The sequence below is a fragment of the Rhodopseudomonas sp. P2A-2r genome, assembly GCF_026015985.1.
In the GTDB taxonomy this organism is placed as follows: Bacteria; Pseudomonadota; Alphaproteobacteria; order Rhizobiales; family Xanthobacteraceae; genus Tardiphaga.
Window position 1 is genome coordinate 185,810 of record NZ_CP110389.1, and the last position, 15,439, is coordinate 201,248.

The following is a 15,439-nucleotide window of genomic DNA, read 5'->3' on the forward strand; positions in this document are numbered from 1 at the left end:
GATCTATGCGAACTCCGCGCCAAGCCCGCGCATCATCGGGATAAAGTCGGGAAAGCTCGTGGCGATGAAGGCGGTGTCGTCGATGGTCACCGGACGGTCTGCCGCCAGTCCCATCACCAGCGCCGACATGGCGATGCGGTGGTCCATATGGGTGGCGACCACCCCGCCGCCCGGCACATGGCCCCTACCCTCGACGATCAGGTCGTCGCCGGAGACCTCCACCTTGACGCCATTGCCCCGCAGCATCGCCGCTGTGGCCTCCAGCCGGTCGGATTCCTTGACCCGTAATTCCTTGAGGCCGCGCATGATGGTGGTGCCCTCGGCAAAGGCCGCGGCCACCGCCAGCACCAGATATTCGTCGATCATCGACGGCGCCCGCTCCGGCGGCACTTCGACCCCGCGCAAGGCGGAAGCGCGGATGCGGAACCGGGCCATCGGCTCGCCGGCATCGCCACGGACCTCGCTTTCCTCGATCGAGGCGCCCATTTCGCGCAAAGTGGTGAACAGTCCGGTGCGCAACGGATTGGTCATCACGTCGGTCAGCACGATGTCGGAGCCAGGCACGATCAATGCTGCGACGATCGGGAAGGCGGCGGACGACGGATCGGCCGGCACCACCACCTCTGCGCCGTGCAGCTCGGGCTGGCCGGTGAGCGCAATCCGGCGTCCGTGGGCACCGTCCTTTTCGGAGAGGATCTGCGCGCCAAAATGCTTCAGCATCAGCTCGGTATGGTCGCGGCTGGCCTCGGCCTCGATCACCGTGGTGATTCCCGGGGCCGACAGGCCGGCCAGCAGCACCGCCGACTTGATCTGCGCCGACGCCACCGGCGTGCGGTAGAGGATCGGCAGCGGGTCGCGCGCGCCCTGCAGGGTCAGCGGCAGGCGACCGCCCTCCTGGCTCGCAATCACCCGGGCGCCCATCAATTCCAGGGGATCGACGATGCGCCGCATCGGCCGGCTGCGCAGCGAGGCGTCGCCGTCAAAGGTCGCCTCGATCGGGCAGCCGGCGACGGCGCCCATCACCAGCCGGCAGCCGGTGCCGGAATTGCCGAAATCCAGCGGCGCCCGCGGCGCGGCGAAGCCGGCGACGCCGACACCGCGCACCGACCAGGCGAAATGTCCGGTGCGCTCCACCTGCGCACCGAGCGCCTGCATCGCCTTGGCGGTGTTGAGAACGTCCTCGCCCTCCAGCAGGCCGGAAATGCGGGTTTCGCCGACGGCCAGCGCGCCCAGAATCAAGGCACGGTGCGAGATCGACTTATCGCCGGGCACGCGCACGCGGCCCTCCAAAGCGGGGCTCTTACGCGCCGCGAGCGGGGTGGGCACAGTTGCGGGGCCGTCGGCGCGGGCGTCTGAATGGGTCAAGATTGTGTTCCTTTGCGCGGCAGGCTCGTACCATAAGGGCGGCACCGCGTCACGCCACGCGCAGAGCGCTATTGACAGCAGCGTGGCAACTAGCCAAGTGAAGCACCGTTTTTCAAAAATTCCCTAGGATTCACACGTGGCCAAATCCGATCTCGGAACCAAGCGCATTTGCCCCACGACGGGCAAAAAATTCTACGACCTCGGCAAAACCCCGGTGATTTCACCGTATACGGGTGAGGTGGTGCCGATTGCGCCGATTCCGCCGCCGCGGACCCGCGCCGACGCTGCGTCGCGCGCCGCTGCGGCCTCCGCCGCTGCGTCCGCTGCCGAAGCGCCGGAAGTCGCCGATGCTGAAGAGGAATTGGTGCCGCTCGAGGAAGCCGACGCCGAAGAAAATACCGGCAAGAAGGCCGCGGTACTGGAATCCGAAGACGATATCGATGTAGACGAGACCATCGACGACGACGACGATGATTCGACCTTCATTGCCGACGAGGAAGAAGGCGACGAAGACGTCACCGACATCATTGGCGACGTTTCGGGTGACGAAGAGACTTGAGATCAACCCGGATCTGTGATCTGGGTTCGCCGCGCGGGACTTTCCAGAAGCCCGCGCCGGTTAAGGGGCCATAGCTCAGCTGGGAGAGCGCTTGCATGGCATGCAAGAGGTCGGCGGTTCGATCCCGCCTGGCTCCACCATCCTTCGCTCGCTTCGCGAGCTTCGGCTCGGCAAGCCACGCCAGACTATCGGGCGAAGCGAGCGAAGGATGTCACGCCGGAGCCCGAAGGGCGTAGGCGGACAGGAAATGTTCAGCTAAATTTTAGCGATCGCTCACAGTAAGCTCAGCCAACGTCAAGTCATGGATCCGCAAGGCCATGAAGTACGTCTACATTCTCGAAAGCCTTGATTCTGAGCACTTCTACATCGGCATTGCCGATGATCTTCGCGCACGGCTGATGAAGCATAATGCAGGTGAAGTGCCTCACACGTCGAAATATCGCCCGTGGCGAATCAAGACCTATGTCGCGTTCAGCGACGAACGACAGGCTTTTGCCTTCGAGCAATATCTGAAGTCCGGATCCGGCCGCGCCTTCGCAAAGAAGCGCCTCTAACGCTCATGCCTCCAGCGCCGCCGTCAGCCTGTCCCGCAACGCCACCAGTTCATCCTTCATCGACACCAGTTCTTCGACTGAACAGGCCGAGGCCGCCAGCACGCCTTGCGGCACGCTCTTGGCCTTGTCGCGCAGCGCGTGGCCTTGCGGCGTCAGTGCGATCAACACCTGGCGCTCGTCGTCGACGCTGCGGGTACGGCGAATCAGTCCGGCGGTCTCGAGCCGCTTCAGCAGCGGCGTCAGCGTGCCCGAATCGAGGAACAGCCGCTGGCCGATGTCCTTGACCGGGACGTCATCGCGCTCCCACAGCACCAGCATCACCAGATATTGCGGATAGGTCAGCTCAAGCCGCTCGAGCAGCGGCTTGTAGAGGCGATTGAAGGCATGCGCGGTGGAATACACCGCGAAGCAGATCTGGTTGTCGAGCTTCAGCGGCGGATACGCCGCGGACTTCCTTGCCATCGCCATCTCCGGTCCCGATGCGTCGCAGCGCCAATCTGGGCCCTCGCCGCCTCACAATCAATTGACCACAATTAAATTGCGGCCCCGCTCTTTTATATTGCGCACAATCTAATTGCGCGAAATATAAAAGGCACTGAATTCGAACAAGGAGAGCTCACATGTCAGTCAACGTCCTCTACAAGACCAGCGCCAAGGCCACCGGCGGCCGCGACGGCCATGCCGCCACCCTGGACGGCGCGCTCGACGTCAAACTCGCCACGCCGAAGGAACTCGGCGGCGCCGGCGGTGCAGGCAACAACCCCGAGCAGCTGTTCGCGGCCGGCTACGCCGCCTGCTTCATCGGCGCGATGAAGTTCGTCGCGTCGCAGGGCGGGCCGAAGATTCCGGCCGACGTTGCGGTGACCGCGACGGTCGGCATCGGCCCGCGCTCGGCGGGCGGTTTCGGCCTCGACGTCGAACTCGCGGTGTCGTTGCCGGGCCTCGCCAAGGATGAGGCCGCAGCGCTGGTCGAGAAAGCGCATCAGATCTGCCCTTACTCGAATGCCACTCGCGGCAATATCGACGTCCGCTCCACGATCGCCTGATCGGGCACCCAAGCCGGCTCGCCAGTCTCTGGCGGGCCGGCTTTCCGCGGCCATGCCGTCCGCTTCGGGGCAACACCCGAAATCGCATGGCGGCCCTGCGTTTGCGAAGACGCGTTTTGGATGGTTTATGGGTCGAACGACCACAACAAAAGCATCAGAAACGCCTCATGATCCCCAATATTGCTCCCGGCGCCATCGCCGGCCTGCGCGTGATCGACCTGTCGCGCGTCCTAGGTGGCCCCTATTGCACGCAGATTCTGGCCGACCACGGCGCTGACGTCATCAAGGTCGAGCCGCCGGCCGGCGACGAGACCCGCGACTGGGGCCCTCCGTTCCACGACGACGACGCGGCGTACTTCATCGGCGCCAACCGCAACAAGCGCTCGATCGGCCTCGACCTCGCCTCCGAGGCCGGCCGCGTGGTGCTGATGCGCATGCTCGAAGATGCCGATGTCATGATCGAAAACTTCAAGCCCGGCACGCTCGACAAATGGGGCATCGGCAACGATGTGCTGCGCGAAAAATTCCCGAAGCTGGTGCATTGCCGGATTTCCGGCTTCGGCGGCGACGGCCCCCATGGCGGGCATCCCGGCTATGACGCCATCATCCAGTCGATGGTCGGGCTGATGGCCGCGACCGGCTCGCAGGAGAGTGGCCCGACGCGCATCGGCGTCGCGCTGGTCGACATGGCGACCGGGCTCTATGCCTGCGTCGGCATCCTGATGGCGCTGGCAGAGCGGGCGAAATCGGGCCTCGGCCAGTTCGTCGAGGCCACTTTGTACGAGACCGGCCTCGCCATCATGCACCCGCACACCGCGAACTACTTCTACAATGGCGGCAAGCCGCCGGCGCTGACCGGCAACGAGCATCCCAACCTGTATCCCTATTCGGTGTTTGCAGCGCGCGACGGCAATATCTTCGTTGGCGTCGGCAACGACGCCACGTTCCGCAAGCTCTGCAAGGAACTCGGCAAGCCGGAGATGGGCACCGATCCGCGGTTCGCGCGCAACCGCGACCGGGTCGTCAACCGCGACGCGCTGCGCGCCGAGCTCGAGGCGATCCTGAAGGACGAGGACGGCGAGCCGCTGTGCCGGCGCCTGCTCGCGGCCGGCCTTCCCGCCGGCCCGGTGCAGTCGATCGACAAGGCGCTCGCCAACCCGCACACCATCGCGCGCGGCGATATCATCGAAAAGGACTGGTACAAGGGCGTCGCCTCGCCGGTCCGTTTCGATCGCACCAAGGCCAGCCTGCGCCGGGTACCGCCGAAATTCAGCGAGCACGCCACGGAAGTGCTCGGGGAGTTCGGCTATTCCGCCGATGAAATCGGCTATCTTGTCGCCAAAGGGACCGTCAGCGGCCCTGAACGCAAGCGCTAGGTCGCGTTCCCGGGATGCGATGCGGCGCGTCACGCCGCATCGCGCGGGGCTGCGGATACGACCATGTGACGGCTTTCCCTGGCTGACACTTTCGCCGTAGCGTCGCCTCGACTATACGGTCATCTGAACGTCACACAGCGCCTGTACCCGGCGCATTCAACGATGATGACGGCCACCCGGGAGAAATTGAATGATTCGCCGACACTTGAACCTTGCCGCACTGCTGGCCTCCAGCCTGGTGCTGGCGTCACCCGCTTACGCCGTGACCGAGATTCAGTGGTGGCACGCGATGACCGGCGGCAACAACGACATCGTCAACAAGCTCGCTGAGGATTTCAACGCCAGCCAGTCCGATTACAAGGTCATTCCCACGTTCAAGGGCAGCTATCCCGATACCATGAATGCCGGCATCGCCGCATTCCGGGCCGGCACCGCGCCGCACATCATGCAGGTGTTCGAAGTCGGCACCGCGACGATGATGAGCGCCAAGGGCGCCATCAAGCCGGTCTACCAGCTGATGAAGGACGCCGGCGAGCCGTTCGATCCCAACAATTATCTGCCTGCAATCACCGGCTACTACTCGACCTCGAAGGGCGAGATGCTGTCGTTCCCGTTCAACTCGTCCTCGATGGTGATGTGGATCAACCTCGATGCGCTGAAGAAGGCTGACATCGCCGAGATCCCGAAGACCTGGCCCGAGGTGTTCGAGGACGCCAAGAAGCTCAAGGCAGCCGGATACACGACCTGCGGCTTCTCCAATGCCTGGGCCACCTGGGCGCATATCGAACAGTTTTCGGCCTGGCATAACGTGCCGATCGGCACCAAGGCGAACGGCCTCGACGGCTTCGACACCGAGCTGAAGTTCAACACGCCGCTTGAGGTCAAGCACCTGCAGACGCTGATCGACCTGCAGAAGGACAAGACCTACGATTATTCCGGCCGCGCCAATGCCAGCGAGAGCCGTTTCAGCTCCGGCGAATGTCCGATCTTCCTGACCTCGTCGGGCTATTACGCCAGCGTCAAGGGCACCGCCAAGTTCAACTTCACCTCCGCTCCGATGCCCTACTACCCCGACGTCGCCGGCGCACCGCAGAATTCGATCATCGGCGGCGCATCGTTGTGGGTGATGGGCGGCAAGAAGCCCGAGGAATACAAGGGCGTCGCAAAATTCTTCACGTTCCTGAGCGACACCAACCGCCAGGCCAAGCTGCACCAGGAGTCGGGCTATCTGCCGATCACCAAGGCCGCCTATGAGAAGACCAAGGCGGACGGTTTCTATGAGAAGAACCCGATCCTGCAGACGCCGCTGAAGGAACTGACCAACAAGGAGCCGACGGAGAACTCCCGCGGCCTCCGCTTCGGCAACATGGTGCAGATGCGCGACATCTGGGCCGAGGAAATGGAAGCGGCCCTTGCCGGACAGAAGACCGCGCAGGCTGCGCTCGACGCTGCGGTGACCCGCGGCAATGCGATGTTGCGTACGTTCGAGAAGTCCGCGAAGTAATATCTGGCGCTGTCGTCGCCCGGCCAGGCGCAATTGCGCGTATGGACCGGGCGACCCAGTCAACGCAGACGTCCGTTTGTCCGACAGGCGATTGCGTTGACTGGATCACCCGCTTTCGCGGGTGACGACATCATGAGTTTTGATCGTTCTCCGGGACCCGTCGACCTGCATGGAAAAGACAGCCGTTTTCAAGAACAAGCTGCTGCCCTATCTGCTGCTGGTGCCGCAGCTGGCCATTACGTTTGTATTTTTCTATTGGCCGGCACTCCAGGCGGTCTGGCAATCGTTCCTGCGCGAGGACGCCTTCGGCCTGAGTTCGGATTTCATCGGACTGGAGAACTACCAGGCGCTGTTCGCGCAGCCGGAATACTACAAGGCGATGGGCGTGACCGTGGTGTTTTCGTCGCTGGTGGCGGCGCTGTCGCTGACCATCGCGCTGCTGTTCGCCACGCAGGCCGACAAGAATCTGAAGGCGGCTCCCGTCTTCAAGATGCTGATGATCTGGCCCTACGCCGTGGCCCCGGCCGTCGCCGGCGTGCTGTGGCTCTTCATGTTTCATCCCACGCTCGGCACGCTGGCGCGGCCGCTGCGCCTGCTCGGCTTCGACTGGAATCCGCTGCTCAACGGCAACCATGCCATGACGCTGGTCGTCATGGCCGCGGTGTGGAAGCAGATCTCCTACAACTTCCTGTTTTTCCTGGCCGGCCTGCAGTCGATCCCCCGCAGCGTGCTGGAAGCCGGCGCCATCGACGGCGCCGGGCCGCTGCGCCGGTTCTGGACCATCACCTTTCCGCTGCTGTCGCCGACGACGTTTTTCCTGCTGGTCGTGAATGTCGTCTACGTGTTCTTTGACACGTTCGGCATCATCGACGCCGTGACCGGCGGCGGCCCGGCCGGGACGACCACGACGATGGTCTACAAGGTCTATGCCGATGGCCGGCTCGGCGGCGATCTCGGCAGCTCGGCCGCGCAATCCGTCGTGCTGATGGTGATCGTGATCGCCCTGACCGCGATCCAGTTCCGCTACGTCGAGCGCAAGGTGCAGTACTGATGGTCGAGCACCGCCGCTGGAACGATATCGTCGCCTACGCCATCCTGATCTTCGGCGTCTTCATCGTCGCCTTTCCGGTCTACATCGCCTTCATCGCCTCCACGCACGACGCCGCCACCGTGGTCAACGGCAACATGCCGCTGTCGCCGGGCGGCCACGCCATGGAGAACTATTACCGGGCCGTCTTTGTCGGTGCGTCGCGTTACAGCCGTGAGCCGGTCGGCCAGATGTTGCTGAATTCCTTCATCACGGCCGCGGGCATCGCGATCGGCAAGATCTTCATCTCGATCCTGTCGGCCTATGCCGTGGTGTATTTCCGCTTTCCGTTCCGCAAGACCGCATTCTGGATCATCTTCGTCACCCTAATGCTGCCGGTCGAGGTGCGCATCTATCCGACCTACAAGGTGATCGCCGATCTGCACATGCTCGACACCTATGCCGGGCTGATCCTGCCGCTGATCGCCTCGGCCACCGGCACGCTGCTGTTCCGGCAGTTCTTCATGACCATCCCCGATGAATTGCTGGAGGCCTCGCGCATCGACGGCGCCGGCCCGTTCCGCTTTTTCAAGGATACCCTGCTGCCGCTGTCGGTCACGACCATCGCGGCGCTGTTCGTGATCCAGTTCATCTACGGCTGGAACCAGTATCTGTGGCCGCTGCTGGTGACCACACAGGACTCGATGCAGACCATCGTCACCGGCATCAAGAAGATGCTGACGACCACCGACGAACTTGCCGAATGGCAACTGGCCATGGCCACCGCTATTCTTGCGATGGTGCCGCCGGTCGCCGTGGTGGTGTTCATGCAACGACTGTTCGTGCGCGGACTTGTTGAGACCGAGAAGTAGGAAGCAAATGTCGAACGTCTCGCTGCGTAACGTGCGAAAAACCTATGCCGGCGGATTCGAAGCCATCAAGGGCATCGACTTCGAAATTGCCGACGGCCAGTTCTGCGTGCTGGTCGGCCCCTCGGGCTGCGGCAAGTCCACGCTGCTGCGGATGGTGGCGGGGCTGGAAACCATCAGTTCCGGCGAAATCGACATCGGCGGCCGCGTCGTCAACCAGATCGAGCCGGCGGACCGCGACATCGCCATGGTGTTCCAGAACTACGCGCTCTACCCGCATATGAGCGTCTACAACAACATGGCCTACGGACTGCGCAACCGCGGCATGAAGGAGCCGGAGATCGATGCGCGCGTGCGCGAGGCCGCGAAGATTCTCGAGATCGGCGCCATGCTCGACCGCAAGCCGCGGCAGCTGTCCGGCGGGCAGCGCCAGCGCGTCGCCATGGGCCGCGCCATCGTGCGCCAGCCGAAGGTATTTCTGTTCGACGAGCCGCTGTCCAATCTCGACGCCAAGCTGCGCGTGGCCATGCGGGTCGAGATCCGCAAGCTGCAGCGCCGGCTCAAGACCACCTCGATCTACGTCACCCACGATCAACTGGAAGCCATGACCCTGGCCGATATCCTGGTGGTGATGAATGGCGGCCAGGTCGAGCAGATCGGCAATCCCCTCGACATCTACCGCAAGCCGGCCACCACCTTCGTGGCGTCCTTCATCGGCGCGCCGCCGATGAACCTGATCACGATGCGGCCCGGCGAGATCGGCGTCCAGTTCGCCGGCGACAGCCGCGGCAAGGCCGAGGCGGGCATCCTGGGCGTACGCCCGGAAGACCTGGCTATCTCCACCGACGCAACGGCAGAGGGCGGCATCGCCCTGGAATTGACCGTGGAAGCGATCGAACGGGTCGGCCCGGAGACCTTTGTCTACGGCTCCCGTCAGGGCGCACAGGGCGTCAGCGCAACCCCCGGCGAATTGCCTCCGGGCGAGGTGATCGTCCGGGTCCCCGGCCAGATCGCCCCCGCCATCGGTGAGCAGATCCGCGCCATCGCGCCGCGCGACAAGCTCCATCTGTTCAGCGCCAACGGCCGGGCGCGGATCGATATTTGACCCGATTCAGCATTTTACAATCAAATTGGCGCAGTTTGCGGGTGCTTGAACAGCCGGAATGTCGTGCCCATATTGTTCATTGACCGGAGGGCAATCCGCCGGCCGGTGAAGATGGGGTGCCGTAAGGGCCCCGAATACCCAAAGTCGCTTCGAGAGGGCTTTGTCTAAATGTCTCGTGTTCCTTCGTTGTCCAGTCCGTTCCTTCTAGGATTCGACGAAATCGAGCGTGCGCTCGATCGCGTCGTCAAAGGTGCCGACGGCTATCCTCCTTACAACATCGAGCGGTGCGACCGTAACAGCGGCCAGCCCGAACGCCTGCGGATCACGCTGGCCGTCGCGGGTTTCACCCGCGAGCAACTCGATGTGACCACCGAGGAAAACCAGCTCGTGATCAGGGGCCGCCAGCAGGACGATAAATCCCGCCAGTATATCCATCGCGGCATTGCCGCGCGCCACTTCCAGCGCACGTTCGTGCTGGCAGAGGGCATGCTGGTGCTGGGTGCGGATCTGAAGAACGGGTTGTTGTCGGTCGACCTCGCCAGGCCTGAGCCTGAAAGGGTCGTTAAGACAATCGCTATCAATGAGCACGAATAATGCGTGACCCGAAAAAGTGACGGCGGTCTCGACCGATCCGGCGCTTTGGATGGAACGAGTAGCGGACTCGACCGCTTGGTCTAACAGAAGGAGTCGAGACCATGAGTGAATTCAATACTGTCTACGAAAATGACAATGCCAGCGTGACCACCGAAGCGCTGGCGAGCCTGGGCGAAGGTCACATCGCCTATGTGAAGCAGATCCGGTCCGAGGACGTGCCGGGACTCTTCCCGCAGGCACCGCGGATTGCGCCCGGCCTGAAGCTGTTCGCGCTGCATGCCGCCAACGGCGCTCCGATCATGCTGACCGACAGCCGCGAAGCGGCGATCGCCAATGCATGGAGCCAGGAACTGCAGACCGTCAGCGTCCACTGACCGCGTCAGGCCGCCGCTCTTCATTCCAGCTCTGCGGCTGACGCCGCGGAGCAAGGAATGTGGTGGCGTGATAGTCAGGCCGCCGTTGCCGGCGGCAGCGCCAGCACCGAATAAATCGCCTGGGCATCCTTCGAGGCGCGCAGCTTCTTGGCGACATCCTGATCGCGCAGCAGCCGGGCGATGCGCGCCAGGGCCTTTAGATGGTCCGCGCCGGCGCCTTCCGGAGCCAGTAGCAGGAACACCAGGTCGACTGGCTGGCCGTCCATGGCCTCGAAATCGATCGGGCGCTCCAGCCGCGCGAACATCCCGAACAGCCGCTCGAGCTTCGGCAGCTTGCCGTGCGGAATCGCCACGCCATAGCCGACGGCAGTGGTACCGAGCTTCTCCCGCTGCATCAGCACTTCGAAAATCACCCGGTCTACCTGACCGGTCAGCATTGCTGCGCGTGCGGACATCTCCTGCAACGCCTGCTTCTTGCTGTTCACTTTCAACGCGGGAAGTATTGCTTCGGGCGCGACCAGATCGGTAATCGTCATGGACCGTTCCGAGGATGTTGGACCGTCAGCTGTGGAGAGAGAATTCAGACTGGCAGCATTGGACAAGAGGTGGAAGGAACGCAGTCAGAATACGCCCGGGGCGAGAATGCCCGAGCGTATTCTAGCACCGGAACCGATCCGTGCGAAATCCGTTTGACCGACCCTGCCAGTCAAAGGCGGCGGACCATAGGGACGGGCTTTCAGGCCGTCAATGGCGTCAGGAGGCTTTAACCACCGGCGGATCGACCCAGCCGACATTGCCGTCGGGACGCCGGTAGATGATGTTTACCCGCCCGCTGCTGCCGTGCTGGAATACCACGACGGGAGCGCCGGTGAAGTCGAGTTCCATCACCGCTTCGCTGACCGACAGCCGCTTCAGCGACGTGGTCGCTTCGGCAATGATCACCGGATTGTATTCCGCGACATCGTCCTCGTCGACGATCGCCTCGATCACATAACTCGGGGCATCCAGCGTCGGCGTTTCGATTTCAGCGATCGCCTCTGCGGCCGCATGGGCCTTGCGCGCAGAGCGGTCCTTCAGGCGGCTCTTGTAGCGCCGCAGTCGCTTCTCGATCTGGATCAGCGCCTGGTCGGCGCTTGCGTAAGCGTCGGCCGCATTGGAGTCGGCCTCGAGGGTAATGCCTGAATCGAGATGCAGCGCGCAGTCGGTGCGAAAACCGAAACCATCCTTGCTCAGCGTGATGTGGCCAGAATAGTTGCCATCGAAGTATTTTCGCAGCACTTCGTCGGTGCGCTCACTGACGCGACCGCGCAATGCGTCGCCGACATTGATGCTTTTTCCCGAGATGCGAAGAGTCATTGTCAGGCCTCGATTCGTCTTGAGTTGAACCGACAGTATTCCGATTTGAACGGAGTGCAATCAAGCTGGTGCGATGTCGCGGGATCTGTCGGACGTCGTCCGTTCGGACGCTGTGGCGGGTGCTGTGAGTGCATTGCCGAGCATGCTCTGTTTGTCGCGGCGACGCTGCACCGACGACGGAATCCGCATGGACTCGCGGTATTTCGCCACGGTGCGACGCGCAATATCAATGCCCGTGGCGCGCAACCGTTCCACGATGGTATCATCAGACAGGATAACCGCCGGGTTCTCGCCGTCAATCAACTGCCGGATGTGATGCCGCACCGCTTCTGCGGAATGCGCCTCGCCACCGTCGGCCGACGCAATCGAGGCGGTGAAGAAATACTTCAATTCAAAACTGCCGCGATTGGTCGCCATGTATTTGTTGGCGGTCACGCGCGACACCGTGGATTCGTGCATCTGGATCGCGTCGGCCACCGCCTTGAGATTCAGCGGCCGCAGATGCGCAACACCCTGGGTGAAGAAACCATCCTGCTGGCGTACGATCTCCGTGGCCACCTTCAGGATCGTGCGGGCGCGCTGATCGAGTGCGCGCACCAGCCACGTGGCATTCTGCAGGCAGTCGGTGAAATACGACTTGTCGCCGTCCTTGCGGATCGTCTTCGACAGTTCGCTGTAATAGACCTGATTGACCAGCACTCGCGGCAAGGTGTCGCTGTTGAGCTCCACATGCCAGCCGCCATCGGGGCCCGGGCGCACATAGACATCCGGCACCACGGTCTGCATCCGCGCCGAGCCGAACTTCAGGCCGGGCTTGGGATCGAGCCTTCGGATCTCGCCGATCATGTCGGCAAGATCCTCGTCATCGACGCCGCAGATCTTGCGCAGGCTGGCGATGTCGCGCTTGGCCAGCAGATCGAGATGCTCGACCAGCGCCTGCATCGCGGGGTCGTAACGATTCTGCTCGCGCAACTGGATCGCCAGGCATTCGCTGAGGCTGCGGGCGCAGACGCCGGGCGGATCGAATTTCTGCAGCACGCCAAGCACCGACTCGATATCCTGAACCGCGGCGCCAAGACGTTCGCCGACATCGCCCAGATCGGGCGGCAGATAGCCGGCCTCATCGACCAGATCGATCAGATACTGGCCGATCATGCGCTTGGCGGGATCGGTGAAGGCCACCGCCAGCTGCTCGGCCAGATGCCCGCCGAGCGTCTCCTCCGCCGCCACGAAGGCCTCGAGATTGTAGCTGTCGTCGTTGGAAGCGCCGCCGCCCCATTCGGTATAGGCGGTGGGCGCTGCGTCCTGGGCGGCGCGCGCCGCGGCTTCGGCCGGCTCCTCGGAAAAAACGTTGTCGAGCCCGGTATCAAGGGTCTGCTCGATCTCGGTGCGGGTGCCGAGGTCGCGATTCATCCATTCGTCGGGCTGCTGGGACTCGAGGCCGTCGCTGCCGCTACGGTCGGAAAACTGCGCGCTGTCGTCGCTTCCGTCGTGGCTGTAGGTCGCGCCCATCTCGTCATGGTCGGGCGATTCGGAAAACTCCGCGCGCTCGCGCTCGGGCGCCGGCTCACCTGCGACCGGCGTCTCGCTGCCGTCGCTCGCGCGCTCCAGCAGCGGATTCCGTTCAAGCTCGTCTTCGACGAAGGTGGCGAGGTCGAGATTGGACAGCTGCAGCAGCTTGATCGCCTGCATCAGCTGCGGCGTCATCACGAGCGACTGGGACTGGCGGAACTCTAGTCTCTGCGTCAGAGCCATGGAGACAAAAACCGATCCAAAAGTTGGTCCGTTTCTTGCTTATCGCTTTTTAAAACCAATGTACACGGCTTGACGTATTGTAAATTTGGACTAGAGGCGGAATTCCTCGCCAAGGTAAAGGCGCCGAACATCGGGGTTGGCGACGATCTGTTCCGGACTGCCCTCGGTCAGGATTTCTCCAGCATAAACGATGTAGGCGCGGTCTGTCAGCCCCAGGGTTTCGCGCACATTGTGGTCGGTGATCAGTACCCCGATGCCGCGGTTGGTGAGATGCCGCACCAGATCCTGGATGTCGCCCACCGCGATCGGATCGATGCCGGCAAAGGGTTCGTCGAGCAGCATGTAATTGGGCCGGGTCGCCAGCGCGCGCGCGATTTCGACGCGCCGTCGCTCGCCGCCTGACAGCGCGATCGACGGCGACTTGCGGAGCTTCTGGATGTTGAACTCGTCGAGCAGCGCATTGAGCTCGGCCTCGCGCTTCTTGCGGCTGGGCTCCACCACCTCGAGCACCGCGCGGATGTTCTCTTCCACCGTGAGACCGCGAAAAATCGAGGCTTCCTGCGGCAAATAGCCGATTCCCAGCCGGGCGCGCTGGTACATCGGCAATTGCGTGACGTCGTGACCGTCGAGTTCGATGGCGCCGCGGTCGGCCTTGATCAGGCCGGTAATCATGTAGAACACGGTGGTCTTGCCGGCGCCGTTGGGACCAAGCAGGCCGACGGCCTCGCCGCGGCGAACATAGATGCTGACGCCGCGGACCACCTGGCGCTTGCCGAAGCTCTTCTCCACGCTATGGACGGCGAGGTAGCCCGCGCGCGGCGGAGCGGCCCCATTGGCCTTGCTGCGCGGCTTCGGCTGCGATGGCATGGCGCGCGGCGGCTCCGGACGCGCAGAAGGCGGCGCCACCGGCGCGGCGCGCGACGTCTCGCGCGCCAGCGGCGGCGCGTCACGGACAGGGTTTTTCAGCATGTCGCCCATGCTGTCGCCGACCGCAGTGATGTCGGCGTGCGACCGCGCAAACCCTTGCGGACCGCGTTTCGGGGCGCGCCGACGGAACATGCCGAGGAGATCAACCATTCCGCCTTGCTCAGCCTTTTCGGGTCATCCGCCAAACGGCGCGGAATTCGATCTGCAGTGTCAGCACGTCTGTGAAGATGGACCTTGTCAGAAAAACGCCAAGGTGTCGTTAAGCCGGCATATCGGCGCGACATGGCCGCGTGCGGCCACAGCCGATAGCGGGTCGCGGGCCGACCGGCAACCGTAGACCCCGTCCCGGGCCCGGCTATTTCGGCTTTGCAGCGCCGGGCGCCGGAATTGCCGGGGCGCCCTGCCCCGAGGACTGGAACAGGCCCTGCACCCGGCCGCTGTCGGATTCGACCCGCGACACGCCGGTTGTCATGTCGACCATCAGCCGATCGCCCTTCAGCACGTTCTTGGCCTGGGTCAGCACGACACCGCCGGACATGGTGATCAGATTGCTCCTGGTGTCGAACACAGCGGTCTCTCCGGTCACGACCTGGTCCTTCTGGGTGACCACGACATTACCGCGCGCTTCCAGGCGGCGGATCGACGAGCTGCCGCCTGGCCCCGGCGCGGCCGCCTTGATCGGCGCCTTCGCGGACTTGGTCGGCGCCGCGGCGCCAGCAGCAGGCGCCGTGTTGCCGCCGTCGTAGAATACCACGAGGGTTTTCGACTTCATCGTGGTGTCGCCCTGCACCACCTTCACATCGCCGGAGAAGGTCGCTTCCTTCTTCTTGTCGCGCATCTCCAGCGATGCCGCCTCGATCTGAATCGGCTGGTCGCGGTTCTGCGAAAATCCCTGCATGGCATTGGGCACGCCCTGGACCGCGCTCTGGGCCAGACCATCGCCGGCCATGGCAGTCCCGAGGACGATCATGACCGTCGCCAGAATGTGGCGCGACCGAATGCTGCGGCTGATCAAATTCATCGTCGAT

The 15,439-nt window shown here is 63.4% G+C and carries 17 protein-coding genes and 1 tRNA gene; 11 read left to right on the forward strand and 7 right to left on the reverse strand.

Translation table 11 applies throughout. From position 1 onward, the window contains the following. Positions 1-3: 3 nt before the first annotated feature. The gene (aroA, locus tag ONR75_RS00830; RefSeq protein WP_413776418.1) at positions 4-1,365 is read right to left on the reverse strand and encodes a 3-phosphoshikimate 1-carboxyvinyltransferase; all 1,362 of its coding nucleotides are present in this window, start codon (positions 1,363-1,365) and stop codon (positions 4-6) included. Positions 1,366-1,501: 136 nt separating this feature from the next. Here aroA and ONR75_RS00835 point away from each other — a divergent pair, with 136 nt between their 5' ends. The 3 genes from ONR75_RS00835 to ONR75_RS00845 all read left to right on the forward strand — a co-directional run bounded on the left by ONR75_RS00835 (position 1,502) and on the right by ONR75_RS00845 (position 2,478). Next, the gene (locus ONR75_RS00835; protein WP_265080972.1) at positions 1,502-1,924 is read left to right on the forward strand and encodes a TIGR02300 family protein; all 423 of its coding nucleotides are present in this window, start codon (positions 1,502-1,504) and stop codon (positions 1,922-1,924) included. Between the two features lie 64 nt (positions 1,925-1,988). Next, positions 1,989-2,064: transfer RNA gene (locus tag ONR75_RS00840), tRNA-Ala, on the forward strand. 177 nt (positions 2,065-2,241) lie between these two features. Then, positions 2,242-2,478 (forward strand): GIY-YIG nuclease family protein, encoded by a 237-nt coding sequence (locus ONR75_RS00845; RefSeq protein WP_265080973.1) that lies wholly within the window; start codon positions 2,242-2,244, stop codon positions 2,476-2,478. 3 nt (positions 2,479-2,481) lie between these two features. On the opposite strand, the gene ONR75_RS00850 is transcribed toward ONR75_RS00845, so the two are convergent. Continuing rightward, complete coding sequence (locus ONR75_RS00850) at positions 2,482-2,940, reverse strand: MarR family winged helix-turn-helix transcriptional regulator (RefSeq protein WP_265080974.1); 459 nt, start codon at positions 2,938-2,940, stop codon at positions 2,482-2,484. A gap of 158 nt (positions 2,941-3,098) precedes the next feature. Here ONR75_RS00850 and ONR75_RS00855 point away from each other — a divergent pair, with 158 nt between their 5' ends. The 8 genes from ONR75_RS00855 to ONR75_RS00890 all read left to right on the forward strand — a co-directional run bounded on the left by ONR75_RS00855 (position 3,099) and on the right by ONR75_RS00890 (position 10,373). Further along, the gene (locus ONR75_RS00855; RefSeq protein ID WP_265080975.1) at positions 3,099-3,524 is read left to right on the forward strand and encodes an organic hydroperoxide resistance protein; all 426 of its coding nucleotides are present in this window, start codon (positions 3,099-3,101) and stop codon (positions 3,522-3,524) included. Between the two features lie 167 nt (positions 3,525-3,691). Further along, a complete protein-coding gene (locus ONR75_RS00860) occupies positions 3,692-4,900 on the forward strand; it encodes a CaiB/BaiF CoA transferase family protein (RefSeq protein ID WP_265080976.1) in 1,209 nt (402 codons plus the stop codon). 190 nt (positions 4,901-5,090) lie between these two features. After that, the gene (gene ugpB / locus ONR75_RS00865) at positions 5,091-6,404 is read left to right on the forward strand and encodes a sn-glycerol-3-phosphate ABC transporter substrate-binding protein UgpB (protein ID WP_265080977.1); all 1,314 of its coding nucleotides are present in this window, start codon (positions 5,091-5,093) and stop codon (positions 6,402-6,404) included. Positions 6,405-6,573: 169 nt separating this feature from the next. After that, positions 6,574-7,455, forward strand: a complete 882-nt coding sequence (gene ugpA, locus ONR75_RS00870; protein ID WP_265080978.1) for a sn-glycerol-3-phosphate ABC transporter permease UgpA — start codon at positions 6,574-6,576, stop codon at positions 7,453-7,455. Further along, on the forward strand, positions 7,455-8,303 hold the full coding sequence (gene ugpE, locus ONR75_RS00875) for a sn-glycerol-3-phosphate ABC transporter permease UgpE (protein WP_265080979.1): 849 nt from the start codon (positions 7,455-7,457) through the stop codon (positions 8,301-8,303). The genes ugpA and ugpE overlap by 1 nt, the downstream gene beginning before the upstream one ends. Before the next feature lie 7 nt (positions 8,304-8,310). After that, complete coding sequence (locus ONR75_RS00880; RefSeq protein WP_265080980.1) at positions 8,311-9,405, forward strand: sn-glycerol-3-phosphate import ATP-binding protein UgpC; 1,095 nt, start codon at positions 8,311-8,313, stop codon at positions 9,403-9,405. A 168-nt stretch (positions 9,406-9,573) separates the two neighbouring features. Further along, the gene (locus ONR75_RS00885) at positions 9,574-9,999 is read left to right on the forward strand and encodes an Hsp20 family protein (RefSeq protein WP_265080981.1); all 426 of its coding nucleotides are present in this window, start codon (positions 9,574-9,576) and stop codon (positions 9,997-9,999) included. Between the two features lie 101 nt (positions 10,000-10,100). Then, positions 10,101-10,373 carry a DUF1150 domain-containing protein gene (locus ONR75_RS00890; RefSeq protein ID WP_265080982.1) on the forward strand — a complete coding sequence of 91 codons (273 nt, stop codon included), beginning with the start codon at positions 10,101-10,103 and terminating at the stop codon, positions 10,371-10,373. Positions 10,374-10,447: 74 nt separating this feature from the next. Here ONR75_RS00890 and ptsN read toward each other — a convergent pair whose 3' ends face one another. The 5 genes from ptsN to ONR75_RS00915 all read right to left on the reverse strand — a co-directional run bounded on the left by ptsN (position 10,448) and on the right by ONR75_RS00915 (position 15,432). Next, a complete protein-coding gene (gene ptsN / locus ONR75_RS00895) occupies positions 10,448-10,909 on the reverse strand; it encodes a PTS IIA-like nitrogen regulatory protein PtsN (RefSeq protein WP_265080983.1) in 462 nt (153 codons plus the stop codon). 217 nt (positions 10,910-11,126) lie between these two features. Continuing rightward, on the reverse strand, positions 11,127-11,729 hold the full coding sequence (gene hpf, locus ONR75_RS00900; RefSeq protein ID WP_265080984.1) for a ribosome hibernation-promoting factor, HPF/YfiA family: 603 nt from the start codon (positions 11,727-11,729) through the stop codon (positions 11,127-11,129). A 60-nt stretch (positions 11,730-11,789) separates the two neighbouring features. Then, positions 11,790-13,484 (reverse strand): RNA polymerase factor sigma-54, encoded by a 1,695-nt coding sequence (gene rpoN, locus ONR75_RS00905; protein WP_265080985.1) that lies wholly within the window; start codon positions 13,482-13,484, stop codon positions 11,790-11,792. Positions 13,485-13,574: 90 nt separating this feature from the next. Then, complete coding sequence (gene lptB / locus ONR75_RS00910) at positions 13,575-14,561, reverse strand: LPS export ABC transporter ATP-binding protein (protein ID WP_265080986.1); 987 nt, start codon at positions 14,559-14,561, stop codon at positions 13,575-13,577. 205 nt (positions 14,562-14,766) lie between these two features. Further along, a complete protein-coding gene (locus ONR75_RS00915) occupies positions 14,767-15,432 on the reverse strand; it encodes an LptA/OstA family protein (protein ID WP_413776419.1) in 666 nt (221 codons plus the stop codon). Positions 15,433-15,439 lie beyond the last annotated feature (7 nt).